Raw genomic sequence first — 18,214 nt, 5'->3', positions numbered from 1 at the left:
ACACTACTGCTCGAAAAGTTTTTTTTCGATCAGCGTGAAGGCGTGTCCAGCAATTTCTGCAAGTATTGACCGTAGCCCGTCTTTTTAAGCGCATCAGCTTGAGCGGCCAATTGCTCGGCAGTGATCCAGCCATTGTGATAAGCGATCTCTTCCAGGCAAGCGACTTTCAGCCCCTGACGCTGTTCGATCGTATGAACGAAATGACTCGCTTCCAGCAGAGAATCGTGGGTGCCGGTATCCAGCCACGCGAAACCACGACCAAGCATTTCTACATTCAGCGATTTCTGCTCAAGGTAGGCACGATTGACATCGGTGATCTCCAGTTCACCGCGCTCCGAAGGCTTGATGTTCTTGGCAATCTGCACGACCTGACTGTCATAGAAATACAAACCCGTCACGGCGTAGCTGGATTTCGGCTTCAGCGGCTTCTCTTCGATGCTCAGAGCGCGACCGGAAGCATCGAACTCAACGACACCGAATCGCTCAGGATCAGATACGTGGTAACCGAATACCGTTGCACCCTGCTGCTGATTGGTGGCCGAACGAAGATTGTCGGTGAAGTGCTGACCGTAAAAGATGTTATCGCCCAGTATCAGACAGCAAGGATCGTTGCCGATGAACTCCTCGCCGATGATAAAGGCCTGCGCCAAGCCATCGGGACTTGGCTGCTCGGCATAAGTCAACTTGATGCCGTACAGACTTCCATCTCCCAGGAGCTTGCGGAAACAAGGCAAGTCTTCAGGGGTAGAGATAATCAGAATCTCGCGCATACCGGCGAGCATCAGCACCGATAGCGGATAAAAGATCATCGGCTTGTCGTAAATAGGCAACATTTGCTTGGAAACACCAAGAGTAAGCGGGTGCAAGCGCGTGCCCGAACCACCAGCGAGGATGATGCCTTTACGATTTGTCGTGGTCATTTGTTGAGAACTTCCCTAAGCATTCGGGTTACACCACTTTGCCAATCCGGCAAGTGTAGAGAAAAATTGTCGCGCAGCTTCTGAGTGTTCAAGCGTGAGTTCAGAGGGCGACGTGCAGGTGTCGGGTAGGCAGTCGTTTCGATTGGGTTGACTATTGTCACAGCCAACTCCTCGCCTTGGGCTTTCGCGAAATCAATGACGTAACTGGCATAGCCATGCCAAGACACTTCACCAGCAGCGGCCAAGTGATAGAGGCCAGCCAACTCTGGACGCTTATTAACTTGCTGAATAGCCAACGCCGTTACATCAGCGATCAGATCCGCCCCGGTAGGTGCGCCAATCTGATCCGCAATCACGCTCAACGTTTCGCGATCTTTGGCCAAACGCAGCATGGTCTTGGCGAAGTTATTGCCGCGAGCGCCGTACACCCAACTGGTGCGGAAGATCAGATGGTTGCAACCCGACGCGATAATCGCCTGCTCGCCAGCGAGCTTGCTGGCGCCATAATGGTTCACCGGCGCGACAGGGTCTGTCTCCTGCCATGGCGTGACGCCTTGACCACTGAAAACATAATCCGTTGAGTAGTGAACCAGCCATGCGCCCAGCGATGCGGCTTCTTCCGCCATCACGCCACTCGCAAGGCCGTTTACACGATCCGCCAACTCGGTTTCCGACTCAGCTTTGTCGACCGCCGTATAAGCTGCAGCATTAACAATAACGTCGGGCTTTATCTGACGAATCGTTGCACGTAAGCATTCAAGATTCGACAGATCACCGCTGAGGCCATCAACGACGTGACGATCAAGAGCGACGAGTTCGCCAAGCGGAGCCAGGGAACGTTGCAGCTCCCAGCCCACCTGACCGTTCTTTCCTAGAAGTAGGATCTTCATGCTTTATTCGAGCGATCCGCATAGTTCTGATCGATCCACTGTTGGTAACTGCCGCTCTTCACGTGCTCAACCCACTCAGTGTTGTTCAGATACCATTCGACAGTCTTGCGAATACCGGTCTCGAAAGTTTCTTCCGGAGTCCAGCCCAATTCGCGCTGAATTTTGCTTGCATCGATTGCATAACGCACATCATGCCCAGGACGATCCTGAACATAGGTAATCAGGCTGGCATGAGGACGATGGGCCGAATCAGGACGCAACTCATCAAGCAGCGCACAGAGGGTGTGCACCACTTCGATGTTTTGTTTTTCGTTATGACCGCCGATGTTGTAAGTCTCACCAATTACACCTTCAGTGACGACTTTGTACAACGCACGAGCGTGATCTTCGACATACAACCAGTCACGTACCTGATTACCTTTGCCATAAACCGGCAACGGCTTGCCTTCCAGTGCATTGAGAATGATCAGAGGGATCAACTTCTCAGGGAAGTGGCAAGGGCCGTAGTTGTTCGAGCAGTTGGTAACCAGTGTCGGCAGACCATAGGTGCGTGCCCAAGCGCGAACAAGGTGATCAGAGCTAGCCTTGCTGGCCGAGTATGGCGAGCTTGGCTGGTAAGGTGTGGTCTCAGTGAAGAGGTCTTCTGGACCTTCGAGGTCTCCGTAAACTTCGTCAGTCGAAATGTGGTGGAAGCGGAAACTGGCTTTACGCGCATCATCCAGCGCTGCCCAGTAGTGGCGGGCAGCTTCGAGCAGCGTGTAAGTACCGATGATGTTGGTCTGGATGAATTCGGACGGGCCGGAGATCGAGCGATCGACGTGGGATTCAGCGGCCAGGTGCATGATTGCATCCGGTTGGTGCTCACGCAGGACACGGTCAACCTGATCACGATCGCAGATATCGACGCGCTCGAAAGCGTAACGCGAGTTCTGGCTGACTTCTGCCAAGGACTCCAAATTGCCGGCGTAAGTCAGCTTATCGACATTGACGACAGAATCAGAAGTATTGGAGATGATGTGACGGATGACTGCCGAGCCAATGAAGCCGGCGCCGCCGGTAACTAGAATTTTCACGCGAAACGATACCCTTGAGCTACGGACAGCGCTGCCTGCGAGCGCGGTCTAATCCATGAATGCAGAAGCCACCATCAGTTGGCATCCGTCAGAGTCAGTCTGAATCGACATGCATTTAGGCACGATCAAACAAGGGTGCATTTTACAGCTTAATGATGGTTTTACTAATGGATAAAGACAGGCCAAGGCGCAAATTCGACAGATGCCGTGCGCCTGTCGCTTTCAGACCAGTCGTTTGCGCGCTGCCCTGGACGAACGCCCCAGAAACCAGCCCAATACAGGACCAATAATCATGCCGATCAGCAATGCCAACACGGCAACAATCGACACTGGCAACTGCGGGCCGGAAAAGCCCATAAACAAAAGCGAAACCGACTGCTGGTTCTCGAGCACAAACGCCAGAACCACCAACACCAGCAATAAAACGAAAACGCCAAGAAGCACGCGCTTGAGATTACGCATGAGAAACTCCTTGAGAAATAGCGACTGTCAAACCCCCTCCTCCTCTTCCTCATTCACCCGGTCACGCAATTCCTTGCCCGGTTTGAAATGCGGAACAAACTTGCCGTCAAGGCTGACAGACTGACCGGTCTTTGGATTGCGACCGACGCGCGGCGCACGATAGTGCAGAGAAAAGCTGCCAAACCCACGGATCTCGATGCGATCCCCGGTAGCCAGGCACTGGGACATTTGTTCAAGCATGGTCTTGATGGCCAGCTCCACATCCTTGGATGAGAGTAGCCCTTGATGGGTGACAATTCGTTCGATCAACTCCGACTTCGTCATATTTTTCCCTTCTTTTTCAAGCAGCTAGATCAGCGCTTGAAAGGTTTTAGCACGCCCGGAAGATTTTGAACAGCCCAGGGATTGACATATCTTTCTCGGCATCAAAACGCCCGTTTTCAGCACACTAAAGCACTGAACAGGAGCAGCGCTCATTCAGCGACACATCACCAGCATGGTTCGAGTGACGTAGCCCGCGGGATTGAAGCCAAACGGATATTCATCCTCATCTTTGGCCTGATCAGATCGGGTGATCACCCGGTAACCCGCCCCCTTGCACTCCTTCGCCGCGCGCCTTTGGCACTTCTCCCAACTCGACCCCAAACCGGAGCAGTCAATCTCGATACCACTGACGCCACGCACCGCATGCGTCTTGGCACTGGTGGTACAGCCAGCCAAAATCAACACAGCAATCAACACAATAAATCTGTTCATCCACTTCCTTATGCCAGGCAACGCCCGACTACTGCACGACTACTACCCACAGCTTAGTCGCGAATAGGCGATTGATCCGATTAAAGAAACAGACAACCCGCTGAAGTGATTGGTTTCACCGTAGCCTCCCGCCACCAAATCGCAGGCACAAAAAAGGGCGACCGAAGTCGCCCTTTTTCATGATCAAGCAGAACTTAGTTCTGTTTGGCCATTGCTTGCTTCAACAGAGCAGCCATGGTGGTATCGGCTGGAGCTTCCTGAACGGAGTTCAGGCTCTGGATAGCTTCTTTCTCTTCAGCGTCATCTTTCGACTTGATCGAGAGCTGGATTACGCGGCTCTTGCGGTCAACGCTGATGATCTTGGCTTCAACTTCCTGGCCTTCTTTCAGAACGTTGCGCGCGTCTTCAACGCGGTCACGGCTGATTTCGGAGGCTTTCAGGGTCGCTTCGATGTCGTCAGCCAGAACGATGATGGCGCCTTTGGCGTCAACTTCCTTCACGGTGCCTTTAACGATAGCGCCTTTGTCGTTAACCGAGACGTACTCGGAGAACGGATCGCTTTCCAGTTGCTTGATGCCCAGGGAGATGCGCTCGCGCTCTGGATCAACCGACAGGATGACTGTGTCCAGCTCGTCGCCCTTCTTGAAACGACGTACGGCTTCTTCGCCCACTTCGTTCCAGGAGATGTCGGACAGGTGAACCAGACCGTCGATGCCGCCGTCCAGACCAATGAAGATACCGAAATCGGTGATCGACTTGATGGTGCCGGAGATCTTGTCGCCCTTATTGAACTGGCCAGAGAAGTCTTCCCATGGGTTCGACTTGCACTGCTTGATGCCCAGGGAGATACGACGACGCTCTTCGTCGATGTCCAGAACCATGACTTCCACTTCGTCGCCGACTTGTACGACTTTCGAAGGGTGGATGTTCTTGTTGGTCCAGTCCATTTCCGAAACGTGCACCAGACCTTCAACGCCCTCTTCCAGCTCAGCGAAGCAGCCGTAGTCGGTCAGGTTGGTTACACGAGCGGTAACGCGAGTGCCTTCTGGATAACGGGCTTTGATAGCAACCCATGGATCTTCGCCCAGTTGCTTCAGGCCCAGGGAAACACGGTTGCGTTCGCGATCGTATTTCAGAACCTTGACGTCGATTTCATCACCAACGTTGACGATCTCGGAAGGATGCTTGATGCGCTTCCAGGCCATGTCGGTAATGTGCAGCAGGCCGTCCACGCCACCCAGATCGACGAATGCGCCGTAATCGGTGAGGTTTTTGACGATACCTTTGACTTGCTGGCCTTCCTGCAGGGATTCCAGCAGAGCTTCACGCTCGGCGGAGTTCTCGGCTTCGAGGACGCTGCGACGGGAAACGACAACGTTGTTGCGCTTCTGGTCCAGCTTGATGACCTTGAATTCCAGCTCTTTGCCTTCCAGGTGCGTGGTGTCGCGCACTGGACGGACGTCAACCAGGGAACCTGGCAGGAACGCACGGATGCCGTTAACGTCGACAGTGAAGCCGCCTTTAACCTTACCGTTGATAACGCCCTTGACCACTTCCTCAGCTGCGAAGGCTGCTTCCAGAACGATCCAGCATTCAGCGCGCTTGGCTTTTTCACGGGACAGCTTGGTTTCACCGAAACCGTCTTCAACCGAATCCAGAGCAACGTGAACTTCGTCACCGACATTGATAGCCAGATCGCCAGCGTCGTTGTAGAACTGTTCCAGCGGGATGAGTGCTTCAGACTTCAGGCCAGCGTGAACGGTTACCCAGCGAGCCTGGTAATCGATATCAACGATAACACCGGTGATGATGGAGCCTGCCTGAAGGTTCAGGGTCTTTAGGCTTTCTTCAAAGAGTTCCGCAAAGCTTTCGCTCATTTTAATTCCTGTAGATGAGGGCGAAGAATACGCCCATCTCCACACCCCAGACGGTGTGGGTTAGTTTCATTTAAAAGAAGCGCTGCAGGACTATGACTGGTCCCCTGCGGCCTTCTTGGTCACCCGGCGATATCGCGAATGGCGATCTCGCTCATGATGCGTTCAAGCACCTGATCGATGGACAACTCCGTGGAATCCAGCTGAATCGCGTCGGCCGCCGGCTTGAGCGGGGCCACTGCACGCTGGGTATCACGCTCGTCGCGTGCACGGATCTCATCTAGCAGACTCGACAGACTAACATCCTCGCCTTTGCCCTTCAACTGCAAATATCGGCGGCGCGCCCGTTCCTCGGCGCTGGCGGTCAGGAAGATTTTCAACGGTGCGTCAGGAAAAACCACTGTGCCCATGTCGCGCCCATCAGCCACCAGCCCCGGCGCTTCCTGGAAAGCGCGCTGGCGCTGCAGCAGCGCCTCGCGCACTGCCGGCAGCGCAGCTACCTGGGACGCGCCTGCGCCGACGCTTTCTGTACGGATGACATCGCTGACTTCATCACCTTCCAGAATGATGCGCTGCAACTGGCCTTCGGTCGCCGCGATGAACTGCACATCCAGATGAGCAGCCAGCTTTTTCAGCAACTCTTCATTGGTCAGGTCGACACCATGGTTGTGCGCAGCGAACGCCAGCAGGCGATACAGCGCACCGGAATCCAGCAGGTTCCAGCCAAGGCGCTTGGCCAGAATCCCGGCGACCGTGCCTTTGCCCGAACCGCTTGGCCCATCGATGGTGATGACCGGTGCAATGTTTTTCACGACTGAGCCTCTTGTGCCACACGAATGCCGACCTGCGCGCACAGCGCGAGGAAGTTCGGGAACGACGTCGCGACATTGGCGCAATCATGGATGCGGATCGGCGCAGTGGCGCGCAGCGAGGCCACGCTGAAGGCCATGGCGATACGGTGATCGCCGTGACCATGCACTTCGCCGCCACCGATCTGGCCGCCATCGATGATGATGCCGTCCGGGGTCGGCTGGCACTTGACGCCCAGCGCCAGCAAGCCGTCCGCCATTACCTGGATGCGGTCCGATTCCTTGACGCGCAACTCTTCAGCACCCGTCAGCACGGTACGACCTTCGGCACAGGCCGCCGCCACAAACAGCACCGGGAACTCGTCGATGGCCAGTGGCACCAGCGCTTCCGGAATCTCGATACCTTTGAGTTTAGCCGCCCGCACGCGCAGGTCGGCTACCGGTTCGCCACCGACTTCACGCTGGTTTTCCAGAGTGATATCGGCGCCCATCAGACGCAGGATGTCGATAACGCCGGTACGGGTCGGATTGATGCCGACGTGCTCCAGCACCAGCTCGGAACCTTCGGCAATCGAGGCCGCCACCAGGAAGAACGCCGACGACGAGATATCGCCCGGCACTTCAATGTGGGTTGCGGTCAGCTTGCCGCCGGACTCGACCGACGCGGTCGCGCCGTCAACAGTCACCGGGTAGCCGAAGCCACGCAGCATGCGCTCGGTGTGATCACGGGTTGGAGCCGGTTCAGTGACGGTGGTCTTGCCTTCCGCGTACAGACCCGCCAGCAGCAGGCAGGACTTCACCTGAGCACTGGCCATCGGCATGGTGTAGGTCAGGCCTTTCAGTTTGTGCCCGCCCCGAATGGTCATCGGCGGACGACCTTCGGCAGCGGTTTCAATCACAGCGCCCATTTCCCGCAGCGGATTGGCCACGCGATTCATCGGACGCTTGGACAGCGACGCATCGCCCGTCAGGGTGCTGTCGAAGTTCTGCGCCGCCAGCAGGCCGGACAACAGACGCATCGAGGTACCGGAGTTGCCCAGATAGATCGGGCCAGGTGCCGGCTTCAAGCCATGCAGGCCAACGCCGTGAATGGTCACGCGACCGTGGTGCGGGCCTTCGATGACCACGCCCATGTCGCGAAATGCCTGCAAGGTCGCCAGGGCATCTTCACCCTCGAGGAAACCTTCAACCTCGGTCACGCCTTCGGCCAGCGAGCCGAGCATAATCGAGCGGTGGGAAATCGATTTGTCACCTGGTACGCGAATCCGACCGGACAAGCGGCCACCAGGTTGAGCCAGAAAAATCAGATCGTTGGAATTCATAGCGTCCACATAGGCCCTGCGGGCCAGGATTTTACTGAAATGCTCGCGGGCAACCCGGGCGCGCGTGAAGACGCCCAACAATTGGTGCCCATCCCCTGCATCGACCGCGTCGCGCAAGGCGTCGAGGTCGCTGCGAAATGTATCGAGTGTGCGCAGGACAGCCTCGCGGTTGGCGAGGAAGATGTCGTGCCACATCACCGGGTCGCTTCCGGCGATTCTTGTGAAATCGCGGAAACCGCCCGCAGCGTAACGGAAGATCTCAAGGTTTTCATTGCGTTTGGCCAACGAGTCGACCAGACCGAAGGCCAGCAAGTGCGGCAGATGACTGGTCGCAGCCAACACTTCGTCGTGGCGCTCGACCTGCATATGCTCGACATCGGCACCCAGCTCGCGCCACAAGCGATCAACCACCGCCAGCGCGGCCGGGTCGGTTTGCTCGAGCGGGGTCAGAATCACCTTGTGCCGACGGAACAGCTCGGCGTTGGAAGCTTCCACCCCGCTCTGCTCGGAACCGGCAATCGGATGGCCCGGCACGAAACGCGCTGGCATGCCGCCGAACGCCTCGGTCGCCGCGCGCACCACATTGCCCTTGGCGCTGCCGACATCGGTCAGAATCGCCTGACCCAGATCGACACTCGCCAGACGCGCGAGCACCTTCTCCATGGCCAGAATCGGCACTGCCAGCTGAATCACGTCAGCACCCTGACACGCAGCAATCAGGTCGTCTTCGCAACGGTCCACCACACCCAACTCGACCGCCAGCTTGCGCGATTGCGGGTCGAGATCGACCCCGACCACTTCACGGCAGATGCCGCTTTCACGCAAGCCTTTGGCAAACGAACCACCGATCAACCCCAGACCGACCACCACAAGGCGACCGATCATAGGCGCAGCAGATTGCAGAGCAGTGACATCACCCACGAGCCAGAACCTTGCGCAGCGCTTCAAGGAAGCGGCTGTTTTCCGCCGGCAGACCGATGGTCACCCGCAGGTGGTTCGGCATGCCGTAATTGGCCACCGGACGCACGATCACGCCTTCACGCAGCAGCCCCTGGAAAATCGGCGCAGCGACCTGACCAAGATCGACGCAGATGAAGTTGCCCTTGGACTCGATCCAGCTCAGACCCAGCTCACGGAAACCCGCCTGCAGTTGCTGCATGCCGGATTCGTTGAGCTGACGGCTTTGCGCCAGATACTCGTCATCCTTCAACGCCGCACAGGCCGCGGCCAGAGCCAGGCTGTTGACGTTGAATGGTTGACGCACACGGTTGAGCACGTCCGCTACTACCGCAGTGGACAGGCCATAACCAACGCGCAGCGCTGCCAGGCCATAGGCCTTGGAGAACGTGCGCGATACCAGCAGATTCGGGTACGCCGCGAGGAAATCCAGACCGTCCGGCAGGTCGCTGCCTTCGGCGTACTCGATGTACGCCTCGTCCAGCACCACCAACACATGTTCCGGTACATCTTGCAGGAACTCGTCCAGCGCTTCGGCGCCGAACCAGGTGCCGGTCGGATTGTTCGGGTTGGCAATGAACACTACGCGAGTGTTGGCATCGATGGCCGCGAGCATCGCAGGCAAGTCGTGCCCCCAGTCCTTGGCCGGCACCACTTTGGCCTGCGCGCCGACCGCCTGGGTGGCGATCGGGTAAACGGCAAACGCATGCTCACTGAACACGGCGTTCAGACCCGGCGCCAGATAGGCGCGCGCCACCAGCTCGAGAATGTCGTTGGAGCCGTTGCCAAGGGTTACCTGGTTCAGCTCGACGCGGCACTGCTCGGCCAACAGCGATTTCAGCGCGAAGCCGTTGCCGTCCGGATAACGGGTCAGCTCGGCCAGCTCATCGCGGATTGCCGCCAGCGCTTTCGGGCTGGCGCCCAGCGGGTTTTCATTGCTTGCCAGTTTGACGATTTTCGCCGGATCCAGATCCAGCTCGCGCGCCAGTTCGTCCACAGGCTTGCCCGGAACGTACGGCGAAAGTTGTTGCACGCCCGGCTGTGCCAGAGCGAGGAAGTTGCCACTCATTTGCTACCGCCCCTTAAAGAACTGCTTTCGGGTAGGAACCCAGCACTTTGAGTGCTACTGCTTCCTGACTGATCTTTTCCAGCACACCCTTGATCAACGGATCACGGTGGTGGCCGACGAAGTCGATGAAGAACACGTAGGTCCATTTGCCACTGCGCGACGGACGGGTTTCGATCCGGGTCAGGTCGATCCCGTTGTCATGGAACGGCACCAGCAGCTCATGCAGCGCGCCAGGCTTGTTGCTCATCGAGACGATGATCGAGGTCTTGTCGTCGCCGGTCGGCGGCACTTCCTGGTTACCGATCATCAGGAAGCGCGTCGAGTTGTCCGGACGATCTTCGATCTTTTCCGCCAGACGGGTCAGACCATACAAGCCAGCAGCCATGTCGCCGGCAATCGCCGCCGAGTTCCATTCACCCTTGACCCGCTTCGCCGCTTCGGCATTGCTCGCCACCGCCACGCGCTCGACATTCGGATAGTGCGCGTCCAGCCACTTGCGGCACTGGGCCAGCGACTGGGCGTGGGAGTAGATGCGGCTGATGCTGTCGGTCTTGGTGTTTTCACCGACCAGCAAGTGATGGTGAATGCGCAGTTCGACTTCGCCGCAGATCACCATGTCGTGCTCGAGGAAGCTGTCGAGGGTGTGGTTGACCGCGCCTTCGGTGGAATTCTCCACCGGCACCACGCCAAAATTCACCGCACCCGCCGCGACTTCACGGAACACTTCGTCGATCGCCGCCATCGGCTTGCTGATCACCGCGTGGCCGAAGTGCTTCATCGCCGCTGCTTGAGTGAAGGTGCCTTCAGGGCCGAGGTAAGCCACTTTCAATGGCTGCTCGAGCGCCAGGCACGAGGACATGATTTCGCGGAACAAGCGCGCCATCTCTTCGTTGCCCAGCGGCCCCTGATTGCGCTCCATCACGCGCTTGAGCACCTGGGCTTCACGCTCGGGACGATAGAACACCGGCACTTCGCCTTCGGCCAGCGAAGCCATCTTGACTCGCGCAACTTCCTGGGCGCAGCGCGCACGCTCACTGATCAGTTCCAGGACCTTTTCGTCCAGAGCGTCAATACGCAGGCGCAGGGCCTTGAGTTCTTGCTCGGACATCAGCCGTGCTCCTTCTCGAATTCAGCCATGTACGCCACCAGCGCGTTGACGGCGTTGATGTCGACGGCGTTGTAGATGGAGGCGCGCATGCCGCCCACGGAGCGGTGGCCCTTGAGGTTGAGCAGACCGCGCGCATCGGCACCGGCCAGGAACGGTTTGTCCAGGCGATCGTCAGCCAGACGGAACGGCACGTTCATCCACGAGCGGTCCGACTTGTTGATCGGGTTGCTGTAGAGGCCACTGGCGTCGATGAAGTCGTACAGCGTGCGCTGCTTGACGTCATTCAGTTTGGCGATCGCTTCAACACCGCCCTGCTCTTTCAGCCACTGGAACACCAGACCGGAGAGGTACCAGGCCAGGGTCGGCGGAGTGTTGTACATCGAACCGTTGTCGGCCGCGACCTTGTAGTCGAGCATGGTCGGGCACAGCGAACGTGCCTTGCCCAGCAGGTCTTCGCGGATGATGTTGACGACAATACCGCTCGGGCCGATGTTCTTCTGGGCGCCGGCGTAGATCATGCCGAAACGCGAGATGTCGACCGGACGCGAGAGGATGTCCGAAGACATGTCAGCCACCAGCGGCACGTCACCGGTTTCCGGGATCCACTGGAATTCCAGACCGCCGATGGTTTCGTTCGGCGCGTAGTGAACGTAAGCGGCGTCTTTCGACAGCTTCCACTCGTTCTGACCCGGGATGGCGAAATAGTCGTAAGGCTTGGCGGTGGCAGCAACGTTGACGTGGCCGTAGCGCGAAGCTTCGTCGATAGCTTTCTGCGACCAGATACCGGTGTCGATATAGTCGGCGCTGCCGTTTTCCGGCAACAGGTTCAGCGGGATCTGCGCGAACTGCTGACTGGCGCCACCCTGCAGAAACAGCACTTTATAGTTCGACGGGATATTCAGCAGGTCACGCAGATCCTGCTCGGCCTGAGTGGCAATGGACACAAACTCATCACTGCGATGGCTCATTTCCATGACCGACAAACCCTTGCCATGCCAATCAAGGAGTTCACCCTGGGCACGTTGCAGGACAGCTTCAGGAAGCGCCGCAGGACCGGCACAGAAGTTATAGGCTCGCTTGCTCACATCCAATCTCGCTCTGATTTGGTGGTATCACGCAAAAAATCACACTACCGATCAACACAGTCCTGTGGGAGCGAGCCTGCTCGCGAATGCATCACCGCGGTGCGTCAGAGGTACCGCAGCGCCTGCATTCGCGAGCAGGCTCGCCCCCCACAGGAGATCTCCATGATGTCGAAAATTCATACCGGACAAATAACAAGGGGGCGAATTTTCATCCGCCCCCTCGCTTGTCCGCTTACTCCTGCGGCTCTTCGTCAGCTGCGGCGTCGAGTTGCTGGTCCTCGGCAACGTCGTCGATCACGACATCTCCCTCGAACCCGGCACCCTCTTCACCTTCAAGCTCGTCGCCTTCGACCTCCGATGGCTCCTGAACCCGCTCCAGACCGACCAGGGTTTCATCCTTGGCCAGCTTGATCAGAGTCACGCCTTGGGTGTTACGACCCAGGCTCGACACTTCGTCGACACGGGTACGTACCAGCGTGCCCTGATCGGAAATCAACATGATTTCTTCGCCGTCGAGCACCTGAACCGCACCGACCAGACGGCCGTTACGCTCGTTGCTGACCATGGCGATCACGCCTTGACCGCCACGCTTGTACTCTGGGAACTCGGTAATCGCGGTGCGCTTGCCATAACCACGCTCGGAAGCGGTGAGGATCTGGCTGCCTTCTTCCGGGATCAGCATCGAAATCAGCTTCTGCCCTTCCGGCAGACGCATGCCGCGTACACCACGGGCGGTACGGCCCATGGCGCGTACGTCGGACTCTTTGAAACGCGTCACTTTGCCGCCGTCGGAGAACAGCATCACTTCGCGCTCGCCATCGGTGATGGCCGCGGAGATCAACACGTCGCCTTCGTCCAGCTCCAGCGCGATCAGACCGACGCTGCGCTGACGGCTGAAGGATTCCAGCGGAGTCTTCTTCACGGTGCCGTTGGCGGTCGCCATGAAGATGTAGTGACCTTCGGTGTATTCCTCGACCGGCAGCATGGTGGTGATGTATTCACCGTCATCCAGCGGCAGCAGGTTGACTAGCGGACGACCACGGGCGGCGCGGGATGCTTCGGGAATTTCGTAAGTCTTCAGCCAGTACACCTTGCCTTTGCTGGAGAACAGCAGCAGCGTGGTGTGACTGTTGGCCACCAGCAGGTGAGCGATGTAGTCCTCATCCTTGACGCCGGTCGCCGATTTGCCTTTGCCGCCACGACGCTGAGCCTGGTACGCAGCCAGTGGCTGGGTCTTGGCGTAGCCACCGTGAGAAATGGTCACGACGCGCTCTTCTTCCGGGATCATGTCGCCCAGGGTCAGGTCGAGACGCGCATCGAGAATCTCGGTGCGGCGCACGTCGCCGTATTCGGCACGGATCACTTCCAGCTCTTCGCGGATCACTTCCATCAGGCGCACGGCGCTGTTGAGGATGCGGATCAGCTCGCCGATCTGGTTGAGGATCTCTTGATACTCGGCCAGCAGCTTCTCGTGCTCCAGACCGGTCAGACGGTGCAGACGCAGTTCCAGAATGGCTTGCGCCTGTTCTGGCGACAGGAAGTACTTGCCGTCGCGCAGACCGTATTGCGGATCGAGGTTTTCCGGACGGCACGAATCGGCGCCGGCACGCTCCACCATCGCCACCACTGCCGAGGATTCCCAAGGGGTGCTGACCAGCGCTTCCTTGGCTTCCGACGGAGTCGGCGACGCCTTGATCAGGGCGATCACCGGGTCAATGTTCGACAGGGCAACGGCCTGACCTTCGAGGATGTGACCACGCTCGCGGGCCTTGCGCAGCTCGAATACGGTACGACGGGTGACCACTTCGCGACGGTGACGGACGAAGGCTTCCAGCAGATCCTTGAGGTTGAGGATGCGTGGACGGCCGTCGATCAGCGCGACGATGTTGATGCCGAATACCGATTGCAGCTGGGTCTGGGCGTAGAGATTGTTGAGGATCACCTCAGGCACTTCGCCGCGACGCAGCTCGATCACGACGCGCATACCGTCCTTGTCGGACTCGTCGCGCAGCTCGGTGATGCCCTCGAGCTTCTTCTCTTTGACCAGTTCGGCGATCTTCTCGATCAGACGCGCCTTGTTCAGCTGATACGGCAGTTCAGTGATGACGATCTGCTGTCGGCCACCGACCTTGTCGATGTCTTCGATGATCGAACGCGCACGCATGTAAATGCGGCCACGACCGGTGCGATAGGCTTCGATAATGCCGGCACGACCGTTGATGATCGCGGCCGTCGGGAAGTCCGGACCGGGGATGTATTGCATCAGCTCATCGACGGTCAGCTCGGGATTGTCGATGAGGGCCAGGCAACCGTCGATGACTTCACCGAGGTTGTGCGGCGGAATGTTGGTCGCCATGCCCACGGCAATACCGCTGGAACCGTTGACCAGCAGGTTCGGCACGCGGGTCGGCATGACCGCCGGGATCAGCTCGGTACCGTCGTAGTTCGGCACCCAGTCCACGGTTTCTTTGTGCAGGTCGGCCAGCAGTTCGTGCGCCAGCTTGGTCATGCGCACTTCGGTGTATCGCATGGCCGCAGCGTTGTCGCCGTCCACCGAACCGAAGTTGCCCTGACCGTCAACCAGCAGGTAACGCAGGGAGAAAGGCTGAGCCATGCGGACGATGGTGTCGTACACCGCAGTATCACCATGCGGGTGATACTTACCGATCACGTCACCGACAACACGGGCAGATTTCTTGTACGGCTTGTTGAAGTCGTTGCCCAGCTCGCTCATCGCGAACAGTACGCGACGGTGCACGGGCTTGAGGCCATCGCGCGCATCCGGCAGTGCACGGCCGACGATTACGCTCATCGCGTAGTCGAGGTAGGACTGTTTCAGCTCGTCTTCGATATTGACCGGGAGGATTTCTTTGGCCAGTTCGCCCATGAGAAGCCTGATTCCTTTTTCTGGTGAAACTTCGTCATATCCATATGGGATGTACGAAGCTCGTCGGGGCAGGCTGAGTGCCGTGCGCCGACTTACGACAAATCAACGGATAGAACCACGGATTTGCGCAGTAAAGACAGCTCCGCGAAGCTGCCTCGGAAAACGCCGGATGTTATCACAAGAGCCGCCACGCACCTATCCCCCAGATGCGCATGGAGCATAGTTAGTTGACCGATGACAGGCGTAAAGGGGACGAGAGAGGCTCAGAGCTTCTTTGAATGCAGTTTTGAGGTCAGGTTTTGCGATGTTTATTGACTTTCAGGTCCCCTTCGCTGGCAAGCCAGCTCCCACAGGATCAGTGGCGAGCACAAGACCTGTGGGAGCTGGCTTGCCAGCGATGGCGTCCTTGCAGACGCCGCGACCCATCAATGCAGGCGTTTGCGGCACATCAACTGAGCCATTTTCGCCGTATCCGGCCGCTCGACGATGCCCTTTTCAGTGACGATCGCGTCGATCAGATCCGCCGGCGTCACATCGAACACCGGGTTGAACGCCTCGACGTCCGCCCCCACGCGCTTGCCACCGACCTCCAGCAACTCGGCGCCATCACGTTCCTCGATCGGGATGTCGTCGCCACTGGCCAGATGCATGTCGATGGTCGAACTCGGCGCCACCACCATGAAGCGCACGCCGTGGTGCATGGCGTTGACCGCCAGTTGGTAGGTGCCGATCTTGTTCGCCACATCGCCATTGGCAGTGATGCGGTCAGCACCGACGATCACCCAGGTCACGCCTTTGGTTTTCATGATGTGCGCGGCGGCGGAGTCGGCATTGAGCGTCACCGGAATGCCTTCGTTCGCCAGCTCCCAGGCGGTCAGGCGCGACCCCTGCAGCCACGGGCGGGTTTCATCGGCGTAGACGCGCTCTACCATGCCTTCGAGATAGGCCGCGCGAATCACCCCCAGCGCGGTACCGAAACCTCCGGTGGCCAGAGCGCCGGTATTACAGTGAGTGAGAATCGCCTGGGCGTTGCCCTGATGCTTGCGGATCAGATCGACACCGAGCTGAGCCATGGTCAGGTTGGCTTCGCGGTCGCTTTCATGAATGGCGATGGCTTCAGCTTCCAGTGCCGCCAGCGGATCGGCGTTTTCTTTCAGCCGGTCCAGGCGATCGTGCATGCGGTTCAGCGCCCAGAACAGATTGACCGCCGTCGGCCGGGAATCGGCGAGCAAGGCGAAATCCTCTTCCAGCGCCGCGTACCAGCCCCCCCCCTCAGCGATCCGTGCGCGGGCCGCAAGCACAATGCCATAGGCCGCACTGATGCCGATGGCGGGCGCGCCACGCACCACCATCGAACGAATCGCCTCAGCCACACCGGCCGCGCTGGTGTAGGCAATCCAGTTTTCCTCAAACGGCAAAATACGCTGATCCAGCAGGTGGAGCGCGCCATCTCGCCAATCGATGGCCTTTACTTTCTCCGCAGCCAACAGTCGATCGCGCATCCCTCACCCCGCACTCATGAACAAAAGCCGCCGATTATAGCGATCCCCCCGCGAAGACGCTCGGGTATACTTCGCCATCCTTTACAAAAGCACTGGAACCGACCCTCGATGCCGAAACCTGCCATTGCGCTCGACTTATTATTGCTGCCGACCTGGCTGGTACCCGTCGAACCTGCAGGCGTTGTGCTCAAGGAGCACGGCCTGGGCATCCGTGACGGTCGCATCGTGTTTATCGGCCCGCGCGCCGAAGCATTGAAGTGTAACGCCACTGAAGTCCGCGAATTGCCGGACGTGCTGCTCAGCCCGGGCCTGATCAACGCCCACGGGCATGCGGCGATGACCCTGTTCCGTGGCCTGGCCGACGATCTGCCGCTGATGACCTGGCTGGAAAACCACATCTGGCCGGCCGAAGCCAAATGGGTCGATGAAGATTTCGTCCGTGATGGCACTGACTTGGCGATTGCCGAGCAGATCAAAGGTGGCATCAGTTGCTTCTCGGACATGTACTTCTTCCCGAAAGTTGCCAGTGAGCGCGTGCACAACAGCGGCATTCGCGCACAGATCGCGATTCCGATCCTCGATTTCCCGATCCCCGGTGCCAGCAGCGCCGATGAGGCCATTCGTCAGGGCGTCGAGCTGTTCGGCGATTTGAAGCATCACGAACGGATCAAGATCACTTTCGGCCCTCATGCACCCTACACCGTGGGCGACGAGAACCTGGAAAAAATCCGCGTGATCGCCGAAGAGCTGGACGCGTCGATCCACATGCATGTCCACGAAACTGCCTTCGAAGTCCAGCAATCGCTGGAGCATCGCGGCGAGCGGCCACTGGCCCGCCTCGCTCGCCTCGGCCTGCTCGGCCCGCGCTTCCAGGCGGTGCACATGACCCAGATCAGCGATGACGATCTGGCATTGCTGGTAGAAAGCAACACCAGCGTGATCCACTGCCCGGAATCGAACCTGAAGCTGGCCAGCGGTTTCTGCCCGGTGGAGCGTCTGTGGCAGGCTGGCGTGAACGTTGCCGTCGGCACCGATGGCGCAGCGAGCAACAACGACCTCGACCTGCTCGGCGAAACCCGCACCGCCGCGCTGCTGGCCAAAGCCGTCGCCGGCTCGGCCACCGCGCTGGACGCCCATCGCGCGCTGCGCATGGCCACGCTCAACGGCGCCCGGGCTCTGGGCATTGAGGCACAGGTCGGTTCGCTGGAGATTGGCAAGGCTGCAGACATCGTCGCCTTCGACCTGTCCGGCCTGGCCCAGCAACCGGTCTATGACCCGGTGTCACAGCTTATCTATGCCACCGGCCGCGACTGCGTGAAACACCTGTGGGTCGCCGGCAAACAGTTACTCGACGACCGGCGCCTGACCCGCCTGGACGAACAACAGCTGGGCGCCACCGCCCGGGCCTGGGGCCAGCGCATCAGCGGCCACTCAGAATCGTAAACACCGCGGAGCAGACTTCGCGGCTACAGCCTTTTTCAAGTTTTTCGAGGAATAGAT

Annotated in this window: 15 protein-coding genes; 1 reads left to right on the top strand and 14 read right to left on the bottom strand. The window is 58.7% G+C overall.

Going from position 1 to position 18,214, the window contains the following annotated elements; all coding sequences use genetic code 11:
* Positions 1 to 29: 29 nt before the first annotated feature.
* The 14 genes from rfbA to mtnA form a co-directional block, all read right to left on the bottom strand.
* Positions 30 to 920 (bottom strand): glucose-1-phosphate thymidylyltransferase RfbA, encoded by an 891-nt coding sequence (rfbA, locus tag L6D63_RS13030; RefSeq protein ID WP_047295546.1) that lies wholly within the window; start codon positions 918 to 920, stop codon positions 30 to 32.
* A complete protein-coding gene (rfbD, locus tag L6D63_RS13025; protein WP_131671659.1) occupies positions 917 to 1,810 on the bottom strand; it encodes a dTDP-4-dehydrorhamnose reductase in 894 nt (297 codons plus the stop codon). The genes rfbA and rfbD overlap by 4 nt, the downstream gene beginning before the upstream one ends.
* Positions 1,807 to 2,883 carry a dTDP-glucose 4,6-dehydratase gene (gene rfbB / locus L6D63_RS13020; RefSeq protein WP_047295548.1) on the bottom strand — a complete coding sequence of 359 codons (1,077 nt, stop codon included), beginning with the start codon at positions 2,881 to 2,883 and terminating at the stop codon, positions 1,807 to 1,809. Before rfbB ends, rfbD begins: the two co-directional genes overlap by 4 nt.
* Positions 2,884 to 3,105: 222 nt before the next feature.
* Positions 3,106 to 3,345, bottom strand: a complete 240-nt coding sequence (locus L6D63_RS13015; RefSeq protein WP_131671660.1) for a lipopolysaccharide assembly protein LapA domain-containing protein — start codon at positions 3,343 to 3,345, stop codon at positions 3,106 to 3,108.
* Between the two features lie 27 nt (positions 3,346 to 3,372).
* On the bottom strand, positions 3,373 to 3,669 hold the full coding sequence (gene ihfB / locus L6D63_RS13010) for an integration host factor subunit beta (RefSeq protein WP_003189779.1): 297 nt from the start codon (positions 3,667 to 3,669) through the stop codon (positions 3,373 to 3,375).
* A gap of 153 nt (positions 3,670 to 3,822) precedes the next feature.
* Positions 3,823 to 4,101, bottom strand: a complete 279-nt coding sequence (locus L6D63_RS13005; protein ID WP_121186581.1) for a hypothetical protein — start codon at positions 4,099 to 4,101, stop codon at positions 3,823 to 3,825.
* Positions 4,102 to 4,295: 194 nt separating this feature from the next.
* Positions 4,296 to 5,978, bottom strand: coding sequence for a 30S ribosomal protein S1 (gene rpsA / locus L6D63_RS13000; RefSeq protein ID WP_131671661.1), 1,683 nt, complete (start codon positions 5,976 to 5,978; stop codon positions 4,296 to 4,298).
* A gap of 119 nt (positions 5,979 to 6,097) precedes the next feature.
* Entirely contained in the window at positions 6,098 to 6,787 is a 690-nt protein-coding gene (gene cmk / locus L6D63_RS12995; RefSeq protein WP_007963625.1) for a (d)CMP kinase, read from the bottom strand.
* Positions 6,784 to 8,991 (bottom strand): bifunctional prephenate dehydrogenase/3-phosphoshikimate 1-carboxyvinyltransferase, encoded by a 2,208-nt coding sequence (locus L6D63_RS12990; protein ID WP_047295738.1) that lies wholly within the window; start codon positions 8,989 to 8,991, stop codon positions 6,784 to 6,786. The genes cmk and L6D63_RS12990 overlap by 4 nt, the downstream gene beginning before the upstream one ends.
* Before the next feature lie 28 nt (positions 8,992 to 9,019).
* Positions 9,020 to 10,132: a histidinol-phosphate transaminase gene (gene hisC, locus L6D63_RS12985; protein WP_041069377.1), complete on the bottom strand. Its 1,113-nt coding sequence runs from the start codon at positions 10,130 to 10,132 to the stop codon at positions 9,020 to 9,022.
* 13 nt (positions 10,133 to 10,145) lie between these two features.
* Complete coding sequence (gene pheA, locus L6D63_RS12980) at positions 10,146 to 11,240, bottom strand: prephenate dehydratase (RefSeq protein ID WP_041069374.1); 1,095 nt, start codon at positions 11,238 to 11,240, stop codon at positions 10,146 to 10,148.
* Entirely contained in the window at positions 11,240 to 12,325 is a 1,086-nt protein-coding gene (gene serC, locus L6D63_RS12975) for a 3-phosphoserine/phosphohydroxythreonine transaminase (RefSeq protein ID WP_047295554.1), read from the bottom strand. Before serC ends, pheA begins: the two co-directional genes overlap by 1 nt.
* A 232-nt stretch (positions 12,326 to 12,557) precedes the next feature.
* The gene (gyrA, locus tag L6D63_RS12970) at positions 12,558 to 15,212 is read right to left on the bottom strand and encodes a DNA gyrase subunit A (protein ID WP_047295556.1); all 2,655 of its coding nucleotides are present in this window, start codon (positions 15,210 to 15,212) and stop codon (positions 12,558 to 12,560) included.
* Positions 15,213 to 15,637: 425 nt separating this feature from the next.
* Positions 15,638 to 16,714 (bottom strand): S-methyl-5-thioribose-1-phosphate isomerase, encoded by a 1,077-nt coding sequence (mtnA, locus tag L6D63_RS12965; protein ID WP_047295558.1) that lies wholly within the window; start codon positions 16,712 to 16,714, stop codon positions 15,638 to 15,640.
* Between the two features lie 108 nt (positions 16,715 to 16,822).
* Here mtnA and L6D63_RS12960 point away from each other — a divergent pair, with 108 nt between their 5' ends.
* Entirely contained in the window at positions 16,823 to 18,157 is a 1,335-nt protein-coding gene (locus L6D63_RS12960; RefSeq protein ID WP_041069362.1) for a TRZ/ATZ family hydrolase, read from the top strand.
* The last annotated feature ends 57 nt before the right edge of the window (positions 18,158 to 18,214 follow it).

The organism is Pseudomonas parakoreensis (assembly GCF_021602155.1).
In the GTDB taxonomy this organism is placed as follows: Bacteria; Pseudomonadota; Gammaproteobacteria; order Pseudomonadales; family Pseudomonadaceae; genus Aquipseudomonas; species Aquipseudomonas parakoreensis.
Note: the sequence above shows the minus strand (reverse complement) of the source record. Positions and strands in the feature narration are given on the sequence as shown.